Below are 18,349 nucleotides of genomic sequence, written 5' to 3'. Positions count from 1 at the left end.
TTTTGAAAGTGCCGATTAACGCGGTTCAATGCCGTACAGGCGTTGCATGCGTCGCTCAAAAATTCGGGCCAGGGCATTGAGGCTCCAGCCCACCAGGCCGATGACCACCATGCCGAACAGCACCAGGTCCATCATGAAATGCTCGCTGCCATCGATCAGCGTGTTGCCGATGCCCTCCCCCGACACCAGCAGATATTCGGCGCCGATGGTCGCCAGCCACGAGTACACCAGCGCCAGATACAGCCCGGTGAAAATCGAGGGCAAGGCGGCGGGCAGCATGACTCCGACGATGGTCTGCCAACGGCTGAAGCGGTAGACCCGCGCCACTTCCAGCAGGTTGGGCGGCACATTGCGCAGGCCGTCGCAGGTATTGACCACCACCGGCACCAGGGCCGCCAGTGACAAAAACACCACCTTGGCCACATCGCCCAGGCCGAACCACACCGAGATCAGCGGGATCCAGGCGAACAGCGAAATCTGTTTGAAGGTGTTGAAGCTCGGGCCTACCAAACGCTCGAAATAGTGCGACAGGCCCAGCAGGCAACCCAGCACCAGGCCCAGGGCGGTGCCGATAAAAAAGCCGCTCAGGTTGCGCGTCAGGCTGGCGCTGATGGCCCGCCAGAACTTGCCCGAAGCGATCTGGTCCCAGGCCGTGGCCGCCACTTTCTCCGGTGAAACCAGCAGCCCGGACTGGCTCCAGCCCAAATGCGAAGCCAGCCACCACAGGGCGACGGCACTGATCGGCAACACCCAGCCGCGATAGCGACGGCTGCTGCCATGACTGATAGCCAATGCGCTGCTCATGACAGGCGCCCCGCTACCGATGCGCGGCCACGATTAAGGCGGCGCTCGGCATAATCAAAACCACGGTCGATCACCAGGCCGATCGCCCCGACCACCACCACGGCGGCCATCACCAGATCCAGCTGGAACAGTTGGCGACCATAGACAATCAGGTAACCCAGCCCTTCGCTCGACGCCACCAGCTCAACCACTACCAGCGACAGCCAGGCCTTGGTGAAGCCCAGGCGCAGGCCGGTAAACAGGGTCGGGATAGCCGCCGGCAACACGATAAACACCACACTTTGCCAGCGGCTGAAACCATAGGCCCGCCCTGCTTCCAGCAAGCCCTTGGGCGCCTGGTGGAAAGCCTGCAAGGTGCACAGGGTGATCGGCACCATCGCCGCCTTGGCAATCAGCACGTACTTGAGCGGCTCGCCGATGCCGAACAGCAACAAGGCAAACGGCAACCAGCCCAAGACCGGGATTTGCACAATGGCATTGAAGGTGGGCAGCAGATAATCCTCGACGGTTTTCGACAACCCCATCGCCAGCCCCAGCGCCACACCGATAGCGCCCCCCAGGGCAAACCCGACGACTACCCGCTGCAGGCTGGCGGCAGCATTTATCCACAGGTCGCCAGAAGCAAAGAGATCCGACAGGGTTTCGTAAACATAGGCTGGCGGCGGCAAGACCTGCTCTGACAGCCAGCCCTGCTCAACCCCCAGATACCACAGGCCCAGCAGGGTCAGCGGCAAGAGCCAGGGCAAGCTCCGGTCACCCAGGGTCGTGGCCCAGGCCGAGGTGCGCGGCACTTCGACCTTGCGTACCGGGCGTGCCGGGGCCGGTGGCAAACGCTTGACGTTGCCCTTGGGTAGCGCCGGTGCGTACTGCTGCGGTATGACGGTCTGTGCCCTGGCCATATGCCTGGCTCCTTTGTTGCTACTACAAAAAACGGATTCCCTGTGGGCTCCCACAGGGGTATCCCCATAAGGGTATGCAGCTACTTGCCCGCTACCGCATTGCCGGCGGGCTGTTTGCCATCCACGCCATAGGCCGTCCAGAAGCTCTCCAGGCCCTTGGCTTTCAACGCGGTCTGCAAATAGTTCGGCTCAAACCAGCCTTCGATACTCACCGGGCGGCGGATCAGCTTTTCGTCCTTGGCCTGCTCTGCCACTGCCTGGTAGCGACTCACCAGAAAGGTGTCGATCAGCGGCGAATTCCGGTCCCGCAAACTGACCCCGGTAAAGTCGGCGCGCAGTGAGTCCACCGGGTCGTTGCTCTTGGCCCACTCGCTGAACACCTCATCACGATGGCTGTCTTCGGACGCCCATTTCGCCGCATCCACCAGGGTATCGACGACTTTTTGCACATTGCCCGGGTGCTCTTTTTCATAGGCACCGCGCACCACCAAGGCGGTCTGACGGGTGTAGCGCACATCCTGGGCAGGGTTGTCGTAAACGATGTCGATCAGGCCCTTGTCACGCAGCTTGAACAGCTCACGACCACCGAAGGCCGCATCCACGCCATTGGAAACCAGGGCTGCCTGGGTACTGCCGGCATCGAGGTTGATCACCTTGATATCGCGCTCGCTCATGCCGTGCGCTGCCAGCAGGTTGATCGACACCAGATGACCGTTGGTGCCGCGAAACACCGCGACCTTCTTGCCTTTGAGGTCTTCGATGGTCTTGATGTCAGAGCCCTTTGGCACCGCCAGATACAGGTTGGCCCGCACCCCCAGTGCTGCCAGCAGTTTGGTGTCCAGCCCGTTGGAGCGCCCGACCACCGCCGGCAGATCACCCTGATAGGCGAAGTCCAGCTGCTGGTTGGACAACGCTTCGTTGACCGCAGGGCCAGCGCCTTTGAAGAAGAACCACTGCACCTCGGTGCCGGTACCGGCGAAGGCTTTTTCCAGCAGTTGCTGGTTGCGCACGATGCCCAGCGGCGAGCCACTGAACGTGACCGGATCACCGCCACCGGCGCTCGCCACACCGACGCGCAACACATCGGCCTCGGCCAGCGGAACAGCCATGACCGCCGCCAGCACGGCGGCAATGCGGGTCTTGCGCAACAGGGCATTTACTTTGAATGTGGCCATGGGCAGGTCTTCCTTGAAGCAATGAGGCGCGGCCCGTCAGGCGGCGAGGTGTTTTTTGTCGGCTTCGGTTTTCGGCGAGCGGGTGTCCGGGGTCGGCTTGAGCGCCTGGCTCAGGCGGCCGTCGACACCCACCGGCACATCGCCGTCGATGGTGGTGCGACGTACGATGCGCGGAGCATCGCCGTAATCGTTGATCGCAATATGCTGGGTGGCGCGGTTATCCCAGATCACCACATCACCTTCCTGCCAGCGCCAGCGCACGGTGTTGTCGACATGGGTAATGCGGTCATGGAACAGGCGAATCAGTTGCTTGGAATCGTTGCTGCTCACACCCTGAATATCTTTGACAAAGTGGCCCAGCAACAAACTTCTTTCGCCCGATTCCGGGTGAACGCGAACCAGCGGATGTTCAGTTTCATAAACTTCGGCAGTGAACTGTTCGCGATAGCGCTTGAGACCGGACTCATCGGTACCGCGAGGCGTCGCATAGTCATAAACATTGGTGTGCAGGGCGCGCAAGTTGTCCGCAAGTTGCTTTAATGGCTCGGGTAAATCGTTATAAGCCGAGGCGGTATTGGCCCACACCGTGTCGCCGCCATAGGGTGGAATGACCACACCGCGCAAGATGGAGATTTTCGGGTAATTGGCCACAAAGGTCACATCGGTATGCCAGGAGTTGGCGCGGGTTTCCTTGGCGTCCAGGTGCAGGATGGCGGAACTTTGCTCGGCAGAGCGCACGGTCGGGTGGGGCACCTGATCACCGAAGCGGCGGGAAAATGCTTCGTGCTCGGCGTCGCTTAAATGCTGGTCGCGAAAGAACAGGACTTTATATTTCAACAAGGCCTGATGAATAAACTCGAATGTTTCGCCACTGATATCACCGCCCAGTTTTACGCCTTCAAGTTGTGCACCAATTCGACCCGCTACGGGTTTTACTTGAATAGTCATCGCCCCACTCCTGCTTCACGAGTTGTTGTGAACAGATCATAAAGGCATAAAAACTCGGGCAGCCAATCACTTTTTAGTCTAACGATAGATGAGCAGTTTTATAGAACATGTCCGGTGTTAGCGACGTTAAATGGTTATAAACTTTTCAGTTGTAAGTTAATAACCCTTTCAATTATTCACCTGTTTGCCTGGCTCGCGCATAACCGCTTTACGACGTGGCAACCGGCCATTGAGCAGCGGTGGAGCGAGACTCTTCCCCGATTTGGACAGGCGCAAGCGAGCGGGATTACGCTCGGATGTTTCACGGGAATGAAAGCGAATCGTCGTACGAATCACCTGATTATCTCTAGCTAGGCTCACAGAACTAACCACCCTTCTTTGGTTTGGTGGCTTAAATTCAGGAGCGCATATGAACAACGCAGAACACTTAACCGCCCAATGGCACTTGCAAAAGAAACGGGCAGAGGCCAACGTAATGACAAACGTCATTACACGAGTCAAAACCATGGCCTCCATCAACATTCGCATTGACGATGAACTCAAAGCCCGCGCTTACCAGGAACTTGAGCGCCTGGGTGTCACCCCCTCTGAACTGGTCCGCCAGGCATTTCAGTACGTAGCCGAACGCGGCCAACTGCCCTTTCGCCCCATGCTGGTAACCGAAGAAGACGAAGCCCTCATCAACACTGTGCGCGAACGCCTGGCTGCACCGCAAAGGGTCAAGGTAACACTGGATGACCTTTGATCTTGAGTTTGACCAGCGCGCACTCAAGGAATGGCACAAGCTCGCAAACCGGTCATGCAGCAACTCAAGAGCAAACTGTCAGAGGTGTTGCTCAACCCCCGCGTTGAAGCCAACCGGCTGCGCAAGCTGCCCGATTGCTACAAAATCAAGTTACGCAGCGCGGGTTACCGACTGATCTATCAGGTCATTGATCAAGAGGTTGTGGTGTTCGTCGTCGCCGTTGACAAGCGCGAACACGAGACCGCGTATCGCAAGGCGCAAGACCGCTTGAAGTAAGCCACCCCATTAAAGGCAAGCGCAAATCCAAAGCCCTGTAAAATCCAGGTTTTCAACTGGGTCAACACCTCTGGCATATGCCTTGCACCCTCGCAGTATGCTTTTGCCAAGGTGCTGCCTCCCATGAACGAATCACTCGCCGGCCCTCTGGCCTGGGTCAACGGCAGCGATGCCCCGGAAAAAACCGAAATCAATCTCGGTTTTATGGCCCTCAGCGACTGTGCCTCGGTGGTGGTGGCCGCCACTCAAGGGTTCGCCCAGCCCTTCGGGCTGACGCTGAACCTCAAGCGCCAGTCGTCCTGGGCCAGCCTGCGGGATAATCTGGTCAACGGCCAGCTCGACGCCGCCCACAGCCTCTACGGGCTGATCTACGCCGTGCACCTGGGCATTGGCGGCGTGGCGGCCACCGACATGAGCGTACTCATGGGGCTTAACCAAAACGGCCAGAGCCTCAACCTCTCCCACGGTTTACAGGCCCTGGGCGTGACCCGTCCTGAGGCGTTGCAACAACACGTGCACCAAAGTCGATCGAAACTGACCTTCGCCCAGACTTTTCCCACGGGCACTCATGCCATGTGGCTGTATTACTGGCTGGCGAGTCAGGGCATTCATCCGCTGCTAGACGTCAACAGCGTAGTGGTACCACCGCAACAGATGGTTGCGCACTTGCTGGCAGGTCGCATTGACGGCTTTTGCGTCGGCGAGCCGTGGGCTGCCAGCGCGGTTGCACAGAATATGGGGTTTACCCTCGCCACCACCCAGGCGCTGTGGCCCGATCACCCGGAAAAAATCCTGGGCTGTACCCGCGCGTTTGTCGAGCAGTATCCCAATACCGCCCGGGCGCTGGTGATGGCGATCCTGGAAGCCAGCCGCTTTATCGAGCAGAACGACGAAAACCGGCGCAGTACCGCGCAGTTGCTGAGCGCCCCCGAGTACCTGAATGCACCCGTAGAGTGCATCGCGCCGCGTCTGCTCGGCGACTACAACGACGGCCTGGGCAAGCACTGGCAAGACCCGCACGCCCTGCGTTTTTATGGTGACGGCGAGGTCAACCTGCCGTACCTGTCCGATGGCATGTGGTTTATGACCCAGTTCCGCCGCTGGGGCTTGCTGCGCGAAGACCCGGACTACCTCGGTGTTGCCCGTCAGGTTCAGCAATTGGCCCTGTACCGCGACGCGGCCAACGCCGTTAACGTGCCGGCAGGTGCCGCAAACATGCGCAGCAGCCAGTTGCTCGATGGCAAGGTGTGGGACGGCTCGGATCCCGCAGGCTATGCCCGAAGCTTTGCGCTGCATGCCATGAGCACCCGCGCTCCTCTTGCTGCCCGTCGTTGACCGGAGCCACCCCCATGCTGCGTATCTTGCTGATCAACGACACGGCGAAAAAAGTCGGCCGCCTGAAAGCCGCGCTGAGTGAAGCCGGATTTGAGGTAATCGATGAGTCGGGCCTGACCATCGACCTGCCTGCTCGCGTCGAAACGGTGCGCCCGGACGTGATCCTGATCGATACCGAGTCGCCAAGCCGCGATGTGATGGAGCAAGTGGTGTTGGTGTCTAGGGACCAACCACGACCGATTGTCATGTTCACCGACGAGCACGACCCCGGCGTGATGCGTCAGGCGATCAAGTCAGGGGTTAGCGCCTACATTGTCGAAGGCATTCACGCACAGCGCTTGCAGCCAATTCTCGATGTGGCCATGGCTCGCTTCGAGAGCGACCAAGCCCTGCGCGCCCAACTGCATGCCCGCGACCAGCAACTGGCCGAGCGCAAGCGCATCGAACTGGCCAAGGGTCTGCTGATGAAGATGAAAAGCTGCAACGAAGAAGAGGCTTACACCCTGATGCGCCGCCAGGCCATGAGCCGCCAACAAAAACTGATACAGGTGGCGGAACAGATCATAGCCATGAGTGAGCTTCTGGGTTGACCCATGATCCTCCTCAATTGGCACAGTTTTCGCTAAGCAATCCTTACCGGTAACCAACGGCGGTTGCCCCATCTACGACAGAGACGTCGCTCCCCTGATTCGCCCATGGCGGATCCGGCAGCGGCGTTTTTTCGTTTTGGCCCCAGCGACCGGGGCCGGTGGTGCGGCCGTTACGGCGCCCCATCGCAACTCTTCTTCTAAAAACGATCAACCGTTGAGGTGCGCGATGAATTCAAGCTTCTGGAAGTCCGGCCATACTCCAACCCTGTTCGCGGCGTTTCTGTATTTCGACCTGAGTTTTATGGTCTGGTATCTGCTCGGCCCACTGGCCGTGCAAATCGCCACCGACCTGCACCTGACCACGCAACAGCGTGGGCTGGTGGTGGCCACGCCGATCCTCGCGGGCGCCGTGCTGCGCTTTGTGATGGGCCTGCTGGCTGATCGCCTGTCTCCCAAAACCGCCGGGCTGATCGGTCAGGTCATTGTTATTGGTGCGCTGTTTGTGGCCTGGAAGCACGGTATTCACAGCTACGAGCAGGCTCTTTTGCTGGGACTGTTTCTGGGCATGGCTGGCGCCTCGTTTGCCGTTGCGTTGCCGCTGGCCTCGCAGTGGTATCCACCGCAACACCAGGGCAAGGCAATGGGCATCGCCGGTGCAGGCAACTCTGGCACGGTGTTCGCTGCGCTACTGGCCCCGGTGCTGGCAGCGGCCTATGGCTGGAGCAATGTGTTCGGCTTTGCCCTGATCCCGCTGGTGCTGTGCATTTTCGTGTTTGCCTGGTTGGCCAAAAACGCCCCGGAACGGCCCGTGGCCAAGTCCATGAGTGATTACTTCAAGGCCCTGGGCGACCGCGACAGTTGGTGGTTCATGTTTTTCTACAGCGTGACGTTCGGCGGCTTTATCGGCCTGGCCAGCGCCCTGCCCGGCTATTTTAACGATCAATACGGACTAAGCCCGGTGACGGCGGGTTACTACACAGCCGCCTGTGTGTTTGGCGGTAGTTTGATGCGGCCGCTGGGCGGTGCGCTGGCGGATCGCTTCGGCGGTATTCGTACCCTGTTGGGGATGTACACCCTGGCGACCATCAGCATCGCCGCCGTAGGTTTCAACCTGCCAAGCTCCTATGCAGCACTGGCGCTTTTCGTCTGCACAATGCTGGGATTGGGTGCAGGTAACGGGGCTGTTTTCCAATTGGTGCCTCAGCGCTTTCGTCGTGAAATTGGCGTTATGACGGGCTTGATCGGCATGGCAGGCGGCATTGGTGGTTTCGCCCTCGCAGCAGGCATGGGCGCGATTAAACAAAGCACCGGCAGCTATCAATTGGCTTTGTGGTTATTTGCCAGCCTTGGCGTACTGGCCTGGTTCGGCCTGCACGGGGTCAAGCGCCGCTGGAGAACAACGTGGGGCTCGGCTGCCGTGACCGCTGCCCGAGTGTGAGACTGCGATGAGTCTGCAACTGAGTTTCGCCCACGCCAGCGCCATCGGCCCTCGCGCAGAGAATCAGGACGCACTGCGCGAAGTCACGCCTGTGCCCATGCTGGCGGCAAGCAAGGGGCATTTATTTGCCATTGCCGATGGCGTCAGCCAATGCGCCGATGGCGGCCTGGCCGCCCGTTCGACGTTGCAGGCACTGGCGCTGGACTACTACGCCACACCAGAAACCTGGAGCGTCGCCCAGGCACTGGAGCGTTTGCTGCTCGCGCAAAATAGCTGGCTGCGCGCCAATGGCGGCGGGCAACCGCTGCTGACCACGGTAAGTGCTGTGGTCATGCGCGGCAGGCGTTTTACGTTGGCCCATGTGGGTGATTGCCGGGTCTACCGCTGGCACACCACAACCTTGCAGCGCATCAGTGAAGACCACGTCTGGGACCAGCCGGGTATGCAGCATGTGCTCAAGCGTGCGCTGGGGCTGGATCAGTATCTGGTGGTGGATTTTCTGGACGGTGAACTGCAACAGGGCGAGACCTTTGTGCTGCTTAGTGACGGTATATGGTCGACCCTGGGCGATACCGCCATAGCCGCCCTGTTGCGTGATCTTCCCGACCTGCAAAGCGCCGCCAGCACGCTGGTGAATGCCGCGCATCGGGCAGGCAGTCAGGACAATGCCAGCGCTCTGCTGGTGAGGGTCGACGCCCTGGGAGAAAGCGCCATCGGCGACGCCCTGGCGCAACTGCAGCAATGGCCACTACCGCCCGCGCTCAAACCGGGGCAACACTTTGAAAACTGGCAGGTCGAAAGCCATGTTGGCCAGAGCCAGCAATCACTGCTCTACCGGGTGCGGGATGCGCAGCAACAGCCCTGGCTACTGAAAACCCTGCCGGCCCATCTGCACGACGATCACCTGGCAGGGCAAGCGCTGCTATCGGAAGAATGGTTCCTCAAGCGCGTGGCGGGTCGTCATTTCCCCGAGGTGCACCCCGCCAGCCAGCGTCAGCATTTGTACTACGTGATGCGTGAATACCCAGGCACCACCCTGGAAAATCTCTATACCAAGCGCGGGCCTCTGCCCCTGGCACAATGGCTGGATCTGGCCGAGCGCCTGTTGCGAGCTGTGGGCCTGTTACACCGACGGCAGATTTTTCATCGCGATATCAAACCGCACAATCTGTTGCTGGGTGACGACGGTGAATTGCGCTTGCTGGACTTTGGGCTGGCCTACTGCCCCGGTCTGTCGGAGGATCTGCCATCAACGTTGCCCGGCACACCCAGTTATCTCTCCCCGGAAGCCTTTCGCGGCGAAAAACCCAGCCCCGGACAGGATCTCTACGCCGTGGGCGTGACGCTGTATTACCTGCTGACCGGGCATTACCCCTACGGAGAAATCGAAGCATTTCAGCGTCCGCGCTTTGGTTTGCCTGTCAGCGCCAGTCGTTATCGACCCGATCTGCCAGAGTGGATTGCCCATAACCTTGAGCGCGGGGTTGCCGCCGATCCGGCGCAACGCTTTGAAACGGCCGAAGAATGGCTGCTACAACTGGAGCAGGGTGAGCGCCAGAGCTTGAGCGTGCGCCCCCGGCCCTTGCTGGAGCGCGAGCCGTTAAAGGTATGGCGGACGGTGGCATCAGTGTCGTTGTTGATAAATCTGGTGCTGATATTTTTGCTGTCTCACCCATAAAGGTGTTCGCTACAGGGCAAGCGGCGCCCCAATAACGGGCGAGGCGCATTGCATCGGTGCACAAAAACACCCCGCGAATATCCAGACATCGTGTAAACACGGGCTCTTGTCAACTTGGCACAACCACTGCATTAGCTAATCAATCAAACATAAAACCCGGTCTTCAACGACGAATACCAGGTTTCCCGAGAGAACGGGACAAGGACAAAGGCGTCCTCGCTAGGCAACTAGCGGGACGCCTTTTTTTGTTTTTGCACAATGTGTCGAACAAGGCCGCAATGCCCCCCCAGAAGGCCGGCCTTGCTCGCGGAGAACCTGATGAAAAAACTCAAACTGGTGATGATCGGCAACGGCATGGCCGGGGTTCGCACCCTGGAAGAGTTGCTCAAACTGAGCAACGAGCTGTACGAGATTACGGTCTTCGGCGCCGAACCTCACGCCAACTACAACCGTATCCTGCTCTCGCCCGTTCTGGCCGGGGAACAGACCTTCGAGGAGATAGTGCTCAACGATCTGGACTGGTACCTGGACAACAACATCAAGCTGCTGCTCAACCGCAAGGTGGTGCAGATCGACCGGGCCAAGCGCCGGGTTATCGCCGAAGACGGTACCGAAGCCGAGTACGACCGTCTGCTGATTGCCACCGGCTCTACGCCCTTTATCCTGCCGATCCCCGGCAACACCCTGGACGGTGTGATCGGCTACCGCGATATTGCTGATACCCAGGCGATGATCGATACCGCCAAAACCCATAAACACGCGGTGGTCATCGGTGGCGGACTGCTGGGGCTGGAGGCAGCCAATGGCCTGATGCTGCGCGGCATGCATGTGACCGTGGTGCATATCGGCGAATGGCTGCTGGATCGCCAACTCGACCCGATCAGCGGCCAACTGCTGCAAAATGCTCTTGAAGCACGCGGCCTGCATTTTCGCCTGCGCGAACAGACCAATGCCCTGCACGATGCTGGCAATGGCCGGGTGGGCTCGGTGGAGTTCAAGAACGGCGAGATCATCCCTGCAGATCTGGTAGTGATGGCTGCCGGTATTCGGCCCAATACCGAGCTTGCCGAGCAGGCGGGCATCCCCTGCAATCGCGGCATTCTCGTCAACGACACCCTGCAAACCTACGACCCGCGCATTTACGCCATCGGCGAATGCGCCAGCCATCGCGGCATCGCTTACGGCCTGGTGGCGCCACTGTTCGAGCAGGCCAAGGTCTGCGCCAACCACCTCGCACAACTGGGTTTTGCCCGCTATCAGGGCTCGGTCACGTCGACCAAACTGAAGGTCACCGGCATCGATCTGTTCTCGGCAGGCGACTTTATGGGCGGTGAAGGCACTGAAATCATCACCCTCAGCGACCCGATCGGCGGGGTCTACAAAAAGCTGGTGATCAAGGACGACATTCTGGTGGGTGCCTGCCTGTACGGCGACACCGCAGACGGCGGCTGGTACTTCCGGCAAATCCGTGAGAATCACGCCATCGGTGAGATCCGCGATCATTTGATGTTTGGTGAAAATGCCATAGGCGATGTCGGCCATCAGGGCCAGGACAAGGCCATGAGCATGGCCGACACCGCCGAAATCTGCGGTTGCAATGGCGTGTGCAAGGGCACCATCGTCAAGGCTATTCAAGAGCACGGGCTGTTCAGCGTTGATGAGGTCAAAAAGCACACCAAGGCGGCCAGCTCCTGCGGTTCATGCGCGGGGTTGGTGGAGCAGATTTTGATCAACACCGTGGGGGGCGCGGCGGACGTCAAACCCAAAAGCGAAAAAGCCATCTGCGGCTGCAGCGACCTGAACCACGGACAAATCCGCCGGGCCATTCGCGAGCAACATTTGCTGACCATCGCCGACACCCAGCGCTACCTGAACTGGCGCTCGCCCAACGGCTGCGCCACCTGCCGCCCGGCGCTCAACTACTACCTGATTTCCACCTGGCCGGGAGAGGCCCGCGATGATCCGCAATCACGGCTAATAAACGAAAGGGCCCACGCAAACATTCAAAAAGACGGCACCTATTCCGTCGTCCCGCGGATGTGGGGCGGCGTCACCAACCCCTCCGAGCTGAGGCGTATTGCCGATGTGGCCGACAAGTACAACGTGCCGATGGTCAAGGTTACCGGCGGGCAGCGCATCGATCTGCTGGGGATAAAAAAACACGACCTGCCGGGCGTGTGGAAGGATCTGGACATGCCCTCGGGGCATGCCTACGGCAAATCCATCCGCACGGTAAAGACCTGTGTGGGCAGCGAGTTCTGCCGCTTCGGCACGCAAAACTCGACGCAACTGGGCATCGAACTGGAACACGATCTGTTCAATATGTGGTCGCCGCACAAGGTGAAGTTGGCAGTGTCCGGTTGCCCGCGCAACTGTTCGGAAGCAGGCATCAAGGACGTAGGAATTATCGGCGTGGACTCAGGCTGGGAGATGTATATCGGCGGTAATGGCGGGATCAAAACCGAGGTTGCCGAGTTCTTCGTCAAGCTCAAAACGGCTGAAGAAGTCCGCGAGTACAACGGTGCCTTTTTACAGTTGTATCGCGAAGAGGCCTTCTACCTCGAGCGCACCGTGCATTACCTGCAACGGGTCGGTATGGAGCACATCAAAAAGGCTGTGCTTGAAGACCCCGAACGGCGCAAGGCGCTCAATGATCGCCTGCAGTTTTCCCTGTCGTTTGAGCAAGACCCGTGGAAAGAGCGCCTGGTGCAGCCGTTGCTGAAAAAGGAGTTCGAGGTCATCCCCGTGAACAATCTGGAGGTGCCGGCATGAACTGGCTCGATATCTGTTCACTTGAAGAAATCAACACCCTGGGCTCACGGATCATCAGCGGACCGAAGGGTGATATCGCGATTTTTCGCACAAGCGACGACGAAGTGTTCGCCCTCGACGACCGCTGCCCGCACAAGGGCGGCCCGTTGTCCCAGGGTTTGATCTACGGCAAGCGCGTCGCCTGCCCGCTGCACAACTGGCAGATCGATCTGCAAAGCGGCGAAGCCCAGGCTCCGGACATCGGTTGCGCCCACCACCATCAGGCGCGGGTGGAAAATGGCCGTGTGCAGTTGGCCCTGCGGGACGCAGGCTGATGAGCCGCCAGATCACCGCCTCCACCTGCTGCTACTGCGGGGTCGGCTGCGGCGTGCTGATCGAACATGATGGCGAGCGTATTCTCGGCGTCAGCGGCGATCCGGCGCATCCGGCCAACTATGGCAAGCTGTGCAGCAAAGGCTCGACCCTGCACCTGACCGGCGACCTCAATGCCCGTGCGCTGTACCCGCAACTGCGCCTGGGCAAGGCACTGGCCCGTGGTCGCAGCGACTGGGACAGCGCCCTTGATCACGCGGCCAATGTGTTCGCCGCCACCATCGCCGAGCACGGCCCCGACAGCGTGGCGTTTTATATCTCGGGGCAGTTGCTGACCGAGGATTACTACGCCTTCAACAAACTGGCCCGGGCGCTGGTGGGCACCAACAATATCGACAGCAATTCGCGGCTGTGCATGTCCTCGGCCGTGGTCGGCTACAAACGAAGCCTGGGCGCCGATGCGCCGCCTTGCAGCTATGAAGACCTGGAGCTGAGCGATTGCGTGATGATCGTCGGCAGCAATATGGCCTACGCACATCCGGTACTGTTTCGCCGCCTGGAGGAGGCAAAAGCCCGACGTCCGCAGATGAAAGTCATCGTTATCGACCCGCGGCGTACCGATACCTGCGATCTGGCCGACCTGCATCTGGCAATTTTACCGGGCACCGACGTCGCGTTGTTTCACGGGATTTTGCATTTATTGCTGTGGGAAGACTGGGTCGATCGCGACTTTATCCAGGCCCACACTCAGGGCCTGCCCGAGCTGAAAAGCCTGGTGCGCGATTACACCCCACAGATGGTCTCGCAATTGTGCGGCATCAGCGTCGAGCAACTGCAGCAATGCGCCGAATGGGTGGGCACCTCGCCAAGTTTTTTATCGCTGTGGTGCATGGGCCTGAACCAGTCCACCGCCGGCAGCGCGAAAAACAGCGCCCTGATCAATCTGCATCTGGCCACCGGGCAAATCGGCCGCCCGGGTGCAGGGCCGTTCTCGCTTACCGGTCAGCCCAATGCCATGGGCGGGCGCGAAACCGGTAGCCTGTCCAACTTGTTACCCGGCCATCGTGATGCGGCCAATGCCGAACACCGGGCCGAAGTCGCCGCTTACTGGGGTGTTGAGCAACTGCCACAGAACACCGGCCTGAGCGCCATCGAACTCTTTGAGCAAATGGCCAGCGGCAAGGTCAAGGCCGTGTGGATCGCCTGCACCAACCCCGCGCAATCCATGCCGGACCAGACTGCCGTGCGGGCGGCGTTGCAGGCCTGCCCGTTTGTGGTGCTGCAAGAGGCGTTTCACACCACCGAAACCGCGGCCTTCGCCGACCTGCTGTTGCCCGCCGCCAGTTGGGGGGAAAAGGACGGCACAGTGACAAACTCTGAGCGGCGTATTTCCCATGTACGCAAAGCCATTCCGGCACCGGGGGAAGCCCGTCCGGACTGGGCAATTACGGTGGATTTCGCACAGCGCCTGGAAAAACATCTGCGTCCCGAGCACAGCAGCCTGTTTGCATTTGAAACTGAAGCCCAGGTGTTCGACGAATACAAGCACCTGACCTCTGGCCGTGATCTGGACCTGTCGGGTATCAGCCATGCAGTGCTCGATGCCATCGGCCCGCAACAGTGGCCTTTCCCGATAGGGGCCCGTGAAGGCACTGCGCGGCTGTATCTGGACGGGGTATTCCCTACCGCCACCGGTCGTGCGCAGTTCGTGGCCGAGCCCTACCGCGCCGCCAAGGAGCAGCGCGACGCACGCTTCCCCCTCACGCTGATCACTGGTCGCCTGCGCGACCAATGGCACGGCATGAGCCGCACCGGCACGGCCGCGCAATTGTTCGGTCACGTCAGCGAAGCGGTGTTGAGCCTGCACCCGGACGAGTTGCGCCGTCATCGCCTGCAGCCCGGAGATCTGGTCAGCCTCAAGAGTCGGCGCGGCGCCGTGATTGTTCCAGTCAGCAGCGACGACAGCGTGCGCCCGGGGCAGGCGTTTTTGCCGATGCACTGGGGTGACCGCTTCCTCAAGGGCGGGGTCAACACCTTGACCGTGCCAGCGTTTGACCCGCTGTCCAAACAACCGGAACTCAAACACAGCGCCGTGCGCCTGGAACCGGCGCAATTACCTTGGCACCTTTTCGCCCTGATCGAGGGTGATGTTCAACAGAACTTCGAGACACTGCGCCAGCTCTGCGAAACCTTTTCGTACGTCAGTTTCAGCCTGACTGGCCGCGAGCGCCCTGCGTTACTGATCCGTGCCGCCAGCGCCAGCGCACCCGATCCGCAACTGCTACGCGAGATTGATCAATGCCTGGGGCTCAACGAGGGGCCGGTACTGGCTTACGACGACCCGCGCCGCGCCATTGGCAAGCGGGTGCGCATCGAGCACGGAAGCATCACTGCGATTCGTCTGGCGGGCGAAACCCTGGCACGGCACTGGCTGCAAAACCTGTGGCAGGAAGGCCGCGCCGACGAGCAATTGCGCCGCTGGCTGCTGGCGCCACTGAGCGCGCCACCGGGCAACGCCAACGCCCCGACCGCTGGCAACTCGATTGTGTGCAATTGCAAGAACGTCAGTCAGAGCGTGATTGAGGCTGGCATCGCCCAAGGGCTGGACTTGCAGGGACTGAAAAGATCGTTGGGCTGCGGGACGCAATGCGGCTCCTGTGTCCCGCAAATCAAGCGCTTGCTGACTGCCCAGGCGCAGCCGGTCGCCATTAACCCGTGAGGAAATCACAATGAGTGCAAAAGTCTGGCTGGTGGGCGCAGGGCCGGGTGATCCGGAACTGCTGACGCTCAAGGCCGTGCGCGCCCTGCGCGAAGCAGATGTCGTATTGATTGACGATCTGGTCAATGACGCGGTGCTGGAGCATTGCCCCGCTGCGCGGGTGATTTCGGTGGGCAAACGCGGAGGGTGCCGTTCGACTCCACAGGCGTTTATTCATCGCCTGATGCTGCGTTATGCCCGCCACGGCAAATGCGTGGTTCGACTCAAGGGCGGCGACCCATGCATTTTCGGCCGTGGCGGCGAAGAGGCACAGTGGTTGCGTGAACACGGGGTTGAGGTGGAACTGGTCAATGGCATCACGGCCGGCCTGGCTGGCGCGACGCAATGCGCTATCCCCCTGACCCTGCGCGGCGTGGCCCGTGGCGTGACGCTGGTGACGGCACACACCCAGGATGACAGCCAGGTGAACTGGCAGGCGCTGGCGCAAAGCGGCACGACCCTGGTGGTGTATATGGGGGTAGCAAAGTTGAGCGAGATCCGCGAACAATTGCTGGCGGGCGGCATGACGGCGGACATGCCGGTGGCCATGATCGAAAATGCCTCCCTGCCCCACCAGCGCGAATGCCGCAGCGACCTGACGGCGATGGAGAAAGATGCCCAGGCGTTTGAACTCAAGAGCCCGGCGATTCTGGTGATTGGTCGCGTGGCAGCATCCAGCGCGGCACAACCATCACGGGAGGAGAATGTGTGGGAGCCGGGCTTGCCCGCGATGCAGGCAACCCGCTAGTTCTGAAGGGAATTTTAACTGTGGGAGCGAGCCTGCTCGCGAACGACTTTCGCGAGCAGGCTCGCTCCCACAGGGAGAGTTGACCGGCAACAGAGTATCTACAGAAATGGCGCAGAAGGGGTGATCTCAAACGACCCCCTTCGCCTCAACGTTTACCCCGCTGCGGGCCACAAGCCACGCGCAAAGCGACTTGTGACTGAGCCAAATCGACCCCCGCCGTCATCCCGGTGTCATGGGGCTTTGTTTCCTTGACGGGCATTCAGCCCTCAAGGAGCCCCCATGATTCGCCCCACATTACTGGCCCTCGCGCTTTTTTCCGTGATCAACAGCGCTTGCGCCGCCCCCGACACGCCGCTGCCCCACTCCCCCGGCGCGCCTTATGCCGCCAGTGGCCTGGCCGACCGTATCGTGCTGACCCCCGGGGCCGATCCTGCCAGGGAAATGGCCGTTACATTCCGCACCGATACCCGCCAGCAGACCAGCCAGCTGCAACTGGCTCCTGCCCTCGATGGCCCGCAACTGGCCAAGGCGGCGCATGAGGTCCAGGGCACAAGCATCAGCCTGGACAACGAGAACGGCGCGGCGTTGTTCCACCAGGTACGCCTGCACGACCTGCAGCCGGGCACGGCCTATGTGTACCGGGTCAAGGGCAGCGACGGCTGGAGTGAGTGGTTGCAGTTCCACACTGCGACCAAGAGTTTCAAGCCGTTCAACTTTATTTATATGGGCGATGTGCAGAACGACATTCTGTCACTGGCCTCGCGCAGCATTCGCCAGGCCTTGCAGAGCGTGGCCAACCCCGCGTTGATCGTGCATGCCGGGGACCTGGTGTCGCAACGCGAAGACCTGGTACACGACGATCAATGGGGCGAATGGAACCAGGCAGGTGGTTTCAATTACGGGATGATTCCCCAGCTAGTGGCCGCCGGCAACCACGAATACCTCGACGGCCTCAACCCCGACGGCAGCGAAACCCGCACTCTCGGGCCGCACTGGAGCCGCCAGTTCGCCCTGCCGCAAAACGGTGTTGATGGGCTCAAAGACACCACCTACTTTGTCGACTATCAGGGTGTGCGGTTTATCGTCCTTGATGGCACCTCGGCGCTCGATATGGGCACCCTTGATCAACAGACCCGCTGGCTTGAGCAGAGCCTGAAAACCAGCCCCGCACGCTGGAATATCGTGGTCACTCACCAGCCGGTCTACACCTGCGCCCGCCCCGAAGATACCGAGCCGTTGAAAACTGCCTGGAAGCCGCTGTTCGAGCGTTATGCGGTGGATCTGGTGTTGCAGGGCCATGATCACTGCTACAGCCGTGTCAGCAACGAGGCCGGGCGTGTTGCGTCCAAAGCCGCACAAGCCGGCGGCAAGATTCAGGGACCGGTGTATATGGTCTCGGTAGCGGGTTCGAAGATGTATGGCCTCAATGACCGGGCCCGGCAGCAACCAGATCGCAGTGCTGAAGAAACCCAGCTGTACCAGACGGTCGACGTACAGGACTCAAGGCTGAAGGTGCGCAGCTACACCGCGGCTGGCAAGTTGTATGACGCCTTTGACCTGGAGCGCGACGGCAAAAATCGCAACCACTTGCGCGAGCCGGTGAAAAACCTGCCCGCCGAACGCGCCTGCACGCAAACGGCTGGCCCCGACGGCTTCGCCTGCAGCTCAAGGGCCAAGTAACCCGCTGCTACGGGAAAACTTCAACTGTGGGAGCGAGCCTGCTCGCGAACGACCTTCGCGAGCAGGCTCGCTCCCACTGGAAGGTATCTACAGGGTTCGGGGGCACCTCACTGCTCTAGGCTCTGTACGTAAAGTATTGTCGCAAGCACCGCATAGCGCAGGCCAATGAGACCATCGCCGCAAAACTTGTT

Annotated in this window: 14 protein-coding genes and 1 pseudogene; 11 read left to right on the top strand and 4 right to left on the bottom strand. The window is 60.4% G+C overall.

The features are described 5' to 3' along the window. Positions 1 to 15: 15 nt before the first annotated feature. The 4 genes from GHO42_RS20035 to GHO42_RS20020 form a co-directional block, all read right to left on the bottom strand. The gene (locus GHO42_RS20035; RefSeq protein WP_095027123.1) at positions 16 to 804 is read right to left on the bottom strand and encodes an ABC transporter permease; all 789 of its coding nucleotides are present in this window, start codon (positions 802 to 804) and stop codon (positions 16 to 18) included. Beyond that, positions 801 to 1,703 (bottom strand): ABC transporter permease, encoded by a 903-nt coding sequence (locus GHO42_RS20030; RefSeq protein WP_130872483.1) that lies wholly within the window; start codon positions 1,701 to 1,703, stop codon positions 801 to 803. The genes GHO42_RS20035 and GHO42_RS20030 overlap by 4 nt, the downstream gene beginning before the upstream one ends. Positions 1,704 to 1,783: 80 nt before the next feature. After that, positions 1,784 to 2,878: an ABC transporter substrate-binding protein gene (locus GHO42_RS20025; protein ID WP_095002504.1), complete on the bottom strand. Its 1,095-nt coding sequence runs from the start codon at positions 2,876 to 2,878 to the stop codon at positions 1,784 to 1,786. A 36-nt stretch (positions 2,879 to 2,914) separates the two neighbouring features. After that, complete coding sequence (locus GHO42_RS20020; RefSeq protein ID WP_095002503.1) at positions 2,915 to 3,826, bottom strand: TauD/TfdA family dioxygenase; 912 nt, start codon at positions 3,824 to 3,826, stop codon at positions 2,915 to 2,917. A 505-nt stretch (positions 3,827 to 4,331) separates the two neighbouring features. Here GHO42_RS20020 and GHO42_RS20015 point away from each other — a divergent pair. The 11 genes and pseudogenes from GHO42_RS20015 to GHO42_RS19965 all read left to right on the top strand — a co-directional run bounded on the left by GHO42_RS20015 (position 4,332) and on the right by GHO42_RS19965 (position 18,158). Beyond that, positions 4,332 to 4,571: a type II toxin-antitoxin system RelB/DinJ family antitoxin gene (locus GHO42_RS20015; RefSeq protein WP_095002587.1), complete on the top strand. Its 240-nt coding sequence runs from the start codon at positions 4,332 to 4,334 to the stop codon at positions 4,569 to 4,571. Beyond that, positions 4,561 to 4,847, top strand: a pseudogene (locus GHO42_RS20010) (type II toxin-antitoxin system RelE/ParE family toxin). Before GHO42_RS20015 ends, GHO42_RS20010 begins: the two are co-directional and overlap by 11 nt. Positions 4,848 to 4,970: 123 nt before the next feature. Then, positions 4,971 to 6,182: a CmpA/NrtA family ABC transporter substrate-binding protein gene (locus GHO42_RS20005; protein WP_153328212.1), complete on the top strand. Its 1,212-nt coding sequence runs from the start codon at positions 4,971 to 4,973 to the stop codon at positions 6,180 to 6,182. Between the two features lie 14 nt (positions 6,183 to 6,196). Then, complete coding sequence (locus tag GHO42_RS20000) at positions 6,197 to 6,772, top strand: ANTAR domain-containing response regulator (RefSeq protein WP_019827366.1); 576 nt, start codon at positions 6,197 to 6,199, stop codon at positions 6,770 to 6,772. 226 nt (positions 6,773 to 6,998) lie between these two features. Next, positions 6,999 to 8,210 (top strand): NarK/NasA family nitrate transporter, encoded by a 1,212-nt coding sequence (locus tag GHO42_RS19995; protein WP_095002501.1) that lies wholly within the window; start codon positions 6,999 to 7,001, stop codon positions 8,208 to 8,210. Positions 8,211 to 8,217: 7 nt separating this feature from the next. Continuing rightward, the gene (locus GHO42_RS19990; protein WP_153328211.1) at positions 8,218 to 9,888 is read left to right on the top strand and encodes a bifunctional protein-serine/threonine kinase/phosphatase; all 1,671 of its coding nucleotides are present in this window, start codon (positions 8,218 to 8,220) and stop codon (positions 9,886 to 9,888) included. Positions 9,889 to 10,206: 318 nt separating this feature from the next. Beyond that, positions 10,207 to 12,660, top strand: coding sequence for a nitrite reductase large subunit NirB (gene nirB, locus GHO42_RS19985; protein WP_133143988.1), 2,454 nt, complete (start codon positions 10,207 to 10,209; stop codon positions 12,658 to 12,660). Then, complete coding sequence (nirD, locus tag GHO42_RS19980; protein WP_095002498.1) at positions 12,657 to 12,974, top strand: nitrite reductase small subunit NirD; 318 nt, start codon at positions 12,657 to 12,659, stop codon at positions 12,972 to 12,974. The genes nirB and nirD overlap by 4 nt, the downstream gene beginning before the upstream one ends. Then, complete coding sequence (locus GHO42_RS19975) at positions 12,974 to 15,691, top strand: nitrate reductase (RefSeq protein WP_095025636.1); 2,718 nt, start codon at positions 12,974 to 12,976, stop codon at positions 15,689 to 15,691. Before nirD ends, GHO42_RS19975 begins: the two co-directional genes overlap by 1 nt. A gap of 10 nt (positions 15,692 to 15,701) precedes the next feature. Continuing rightward, positions 15,702 to 16,478, top strand: a complete 777-nt coding sequence (gene cobA, locus GHO42_RS19970) for a uroporphyrinogen-III C-methyltransferase (protein ID WP_095002496.1) — start codon at positions 15,702 to 15,704, stop codon at positions 16,476 to 16,478. A 279-nt stretch (positions 16,479 to 16,757) separates the two neighbouring features. Then, complete coding sequence (locus GHO42_RS19965; RefSeq protein ID WP_153328210.1) at positions 16,758 to 18,158, top strand: metallophosphoesterase family protein; 1,401 nt, start codon at positions 16,758 to 16,760, stop codon at positions 18,156 to 18,158. Positions 18,159 to 18,349: the final 191 nt, after the last annotated feature.

Source organism: Pseudomonas sp. FSL R10-0056 (genome assembly GCF_009600105.1).
Lineage (GTDB): Bacteria > Pseudomonadota > Gammaproteobacteria > Pseudomonadales > Pseudomonadaceae > Aquipseudomonas > Aquipseudomonas bubulae.
Note: the sequence above shows the minus strand (reverse complement) of the source record. Positions and strands in the feature narration are given on the sequence as shown.